Annotated in this window: 4 protein-coding genes; all 4 read right to left on the reverse strand. The window is 42.0% G+C overall.

What is annotated here, in order from left to right; translation table 11 throughout:
• Positions 1-943, reverse strand: a 943-nt coding sequence (locus AC11ZT_RS03325; protein WP_484058244.1) for an LCP family glycopolymer transferase, incomplete at its 3' end; no start/stop codon positions are given.
• A gap of 429 nt (positions 944-1,372) precedes the next feature.
• Positions 1,373-2,506 carry an N-methyl-L-tryptophan oxidase gene (solA, locus tag AC11ZT_RS03330; RefSeq protein ID WP_484058245.1) on the reverse strand — a complete coding sequence of 378 codons (1,134 nt, stop codon included), beginning with the start codon at positions 2,504-2,506 and terminating at the stop codon, positions 1,373-1,375.
• A gap of 55 nt (positions 2,507-2,561) precedes the next feature.
• Complete coding sequence (locus tag AC11ZT_RS03335) at positions 2,562-3,839, reverse strand: acetylornithine deacetylase (RefSeq protein ID WP_484058246.1); 1,278 nt, start codon at positions 3,837-3,839, stop codon at positions 2,562-2,564.
• A gap of 200 nt (positions 3,840-4,039) precedes the next feature.
• On the reverse strand, positions 4,040-4,414 hold a 375-nt coding region (locus AC11ZT_RS03340), incomplete at its 5' end, for an urease accessory protein UreD (RefSeq protein ID WP_484058247.1).

Consider the following 4,414-nt stretch of genomic DNA (forward strand, 5'->3'; position numbering starts at 1 on the left):
ATTGTTGCAGTGGAAGTTCTAGGTTTTGGCGTAATTTGTTTGTAACTTCCTTACGCGTTTCATCCTTTACGCGGTAATGCCACATCGTACCTGTGAAGAAACCTTCTCCGCCTAATAGTTGGAGCTCTTCATTATTATTTCGGCTATCTTTATAATTTTGAATGATTGAGATCATATCATCTTGCGTTAGGTTTGTTTTCACATCTTTGCCAACGGCGGTAAGGATTGGTTCAAGATTGGAAAGGGATGAGAGATCCGCTCCCTTTTTAATAGTGGCATTTACCAAGTCGCGAATTCTTGACTGACGGCCAAAGTCTCCGCTAGGATCATTATACCGATCACGTACGTAAGCCTCTGCCGTATTTCCCGTTAAATGAACGACTCCTTGTGGAAAATGAATCGTCCCCGTTGTGAAATCTAAATTGTTATTCACATCGATGCCGCCTAATATAGTAACAATATCCTTTACCGAGCTTGTTTCTACTGTTACATAGTAGTCAACCGGAACATTCATATACTTCTCAATTGTGTTCACTGCCATGTCAATGTTCCCATATGCATATGCACGGTTAATGTTGTCACTCTCATTCTTGCCAACAATTTCTCCGTATGTATCACGCGGAATACTTAGCGTCTTCATTGTTTTGGTATTCGGATTTAACGTAAGGAGCATAATGGAATCAGAACGACCATATGTTTCTGTTTTGCTTTCTAGTTCATCTTCTCCGACTGGATCAATGCCTAGTAACAAAATCGAAATTGGTTTTTTCGCCTTTGCACTCACGTTCTCAGGTCGCTGCGAAGAATGGTCTCGGTTTAGCGATTGATGAATTTGGTTCATTGTATTTGACACCTTTTGATACACCGTGAATGCATATATGCCTCCCCCAATTAAGAGAACGGCAAAAATGCCAGCAATCCATATTAACACTGTTTTTTTCATTTGAACTATCCTCGTTTCCATACTAGGTCGTTATTGTTATTTACGTAAGTAATATGCCTATCTTTTAATCTATTATATCTTAATATAGGAATTTTTTCCTGTCCAATATTCATGTGATTTTATCTGTAACTATAGCATAATCAAGACCAAGCTTTAAGCTTTTTTTAGTTGCGGGTGTCAATCCAGGGCTTTGATTACCGTTCGTCTCGTTTTTCTTTGGTTACGGGCATTAATGGGCGGCTTTGCTTACCGCTTCAGCACTAATTCTTCTTTTACGAGCTTCAATCTCTGCCTTTGATTCCCTCTCCGGCACCTTTTCTTCTTTTTCGGGTATCAATCGCGGCATTATCGCCCGTTTTTTTCTTATAAAAGAAAAAAAGTATAATCCCCTCAAAATACGAGAGAATTATACCTGTAGGAATGGCTACCTTATGCCTTTGTAAATCGGCCTGCGGAAAAGAGTGACAAATCATATGTGCTTTTTCCCTCTTGTACTAGCTCTGCTAATTGCTCGCCAACGACGCTGCTAAATTTAAAGCCGTGACCGGAAAAACCGCAGGCAAATACGACATTTGGATGCTCAGGATGTGTATCAATAATAAAATGTTCATCTGGCGTCATCGTATACATGCACGTTTTCCCCATTTTCATTTCGTTCACTTGCGGCATATACGCTTGAACAAAGGAAGTTACGTCCCCGGCTTCTTCTGGAAATACACCAAATTCTTCTCTAGGTGCATCTGGATCCATTCCCCGTCCGCCGTCGTGACGACCTACCTTTAAGCCAGCCCCTTCAATGCTTGGGAATCCGTAATACGTACCATCCGCTGTTTCAAACGCAAAGGCAGGAAACTGTTCCATACCATATAACTCTTCCGGACAATTAAACCAGGAAAAGGTTTTGCGAAGCACAGTGAGCGGCAAATCAATGCCTGCCTGTTGAAGCAATTGTGATGCCCATGCCCCAGCTGTTACAATTACCGATTTTCCTTTGTATTCTTTATCATTCGCAGAAACGATGACTTCATCTTTTAGAATAGATACATTCGTAACTTTTGTGTTTGGTAAAATTGTAGCTCCGTATTTGACGGCAAGCTCGCGGTAGGCGGTGATGCAATCCTCCACACGTAATACACCGGAATTCGGCTCTAGGCATGCAATTTCATCGTCTTTTGCTGCGATTCCTGGCCATCTCGCTTCGATTTCGGGTTTTTCAAGTATTTCTAGCGGCAACGAGTATGTGTTAGCACTTTTGATTACTTCTTGTATAAACGGAGAAGATGCTTTTCCTACATTGACAACCCCCGTTTGATAAAACAGCTGCTTTCCTGATTCTTCTTCCAGTTCCGTCCAAAGCTCCTGTGCCCGTAGCGCAAGTGGTACATATCCTTCCCCTTCCCCGTATGCATGACGAATAATCCGCGTTTCACCGTGATGCGTTCCTTGCGTATGTGGTGGATCAAAGGAATCAAGTAACAACACATTCTTTCCTTGTTTCGCTAAAAAATAACCGGCAGGCATTCCCATCGAACCTGCGCCAATAATAATAGTGTCATAGATCATGATGATTACTCCTTTTTCTAGTATAATTATGATGTTTTTTGTCCCTAGTAATCCCCTATCTTTTTCTCGTAGAGCACCATTCATAGATAAAAGCTAAGACAGCTTTCGTAAATGTAAGAAGCTGCTCTACCTCTACTTTTTCATTGACAGAATGGGCTTCTTCTAAGGAACCTGGTCCATAAATGACGGCTGGAATGTCGAATTCGCTAAACCAACCTCCATCGGTTACGGTAGGGGACATATCTAAGACTGCTTTCTCTAGAAATACAGTTTCATGCACAGCTGCTAGCGTCTGAATCGCTCTATGATTTGGATCAATCTCAAGAGATGGAAAAATTTCACCCCGGTCTACAATCATCGATTCCCCGCCCCACGTAAACTGAGGAGGATTTTGTTTTAACCACGGATCGGCGTTTGCAATATTTCGAATGAATTCCTCAACTTCTTCAATCACTTGATGATGCGTTTCATTCGGATAAAAATGAACCGTTATCCAAAGCCGGCATTCATCTGCGATAAACGCCGCATGCCGCCCGCCTTCAATAACCGCAGGGTTAATCGTCATCATGCCAGCAGGATATCCTTTATATGTTTTCATAACAGCCCAGTGGCGTTCTAATTCCTGCAGGCCTTGGATAATTTTCATCATTTTCTCGATAGCACTGGCACCAAACAACTTGCCGCCTGCATGGAGCATCTGTCTTCTCGTTGCATCATGGAATGTTTGCGGGCTTTTTACCGTAATCCATCCCGTAATGACGCCGCCCTGCCCTTGTAAATGACACTCACTCGTATCTACAACCAACGCAAAATCTGCATCATATCCTCGCTTGCAGCATTGCAACGTCCCTGCTTCTCCGACCTCTTCGCCAATGACCGATTGAAAAAGCAAATCGCCAGGCAATTCAATGCCAGCCTCCTGTAGTAGCCTAATGGCAAACAGCGATCCGGCGATGCCACCCTTCATATCGGAAGCTCCTCTTCCAACTAAATAGCCATTCTCTACATAAGGCTGAAATGGACCGGTTACCCAAGGCTCATCTGCAGACACTTCTGCGACGTCAATATGACCGTTTATGATTAAGCTTTGAAATTGATCAGAATGTGTCCCTTTGCGAATTCCTACTACATTGGGATCTCCAGGATACACATCCCACATATCTACATCAAAGTCCCGTTCTCGTAAAAAAGAGGAGATATATTTCTGAATATCACTTGTATTACGAGCCGGCGGGGCAGGCGTTTCAAAGGAGATAAGCGTTTTTGCAAGCGCAATCAATTCTTCTTTCCTTTCATCAATTTGTTGTAATAAAGATGAAATCGTATCATTCAACTTAAAAATCTCCTATCATTTTGTGTCTATTTTACTATCGTACCTCGAAATCGTCTGATTTTTTAGCATTTTCTTTAAAATTATTTGAATAAAGTGTGAATTGTTGATTTTGATTGTAAATGGATGCTTCCTGTTTACTACGCTGAGCATCCAAAAACCAAAAAAGAACCTGCTTTCTCAAAGTCAGGCTCTTTCCTATATTAATATTTTCTTATCGATATAACTGGCGCTTGCTGTTTCTCACGAATGTAATCCATACACGCTTGAAACAGTCGTTCAATGGCCTGCGTTTGACTCCCAAGCACTCGGATAGTGAAGCCACCTTCCTTCAGAAGCGAAACTCCGCCGCGCAAGGAATCTGAGTAAGCTTCTACAAGTTCTTTTACCTCATTCACCCAAGCAGGCTGCAGTTCTGAATCAATGACAAGCAAGCTGCCAAAGTGTGTAAACCCTTCCATTTGCAAAAGCGCTGTTAACTCCTTTTTACTTGGATGCAAAAATACGTGATCGTATAGCTGCAGCTTTCCATCGACATACACTTTTACTTTCGAACGAATCCAGTCATAGGAAAAATG

The sequence above is a fragment of the Ectobacillus sp. genome, assembly GCF_056992975.1.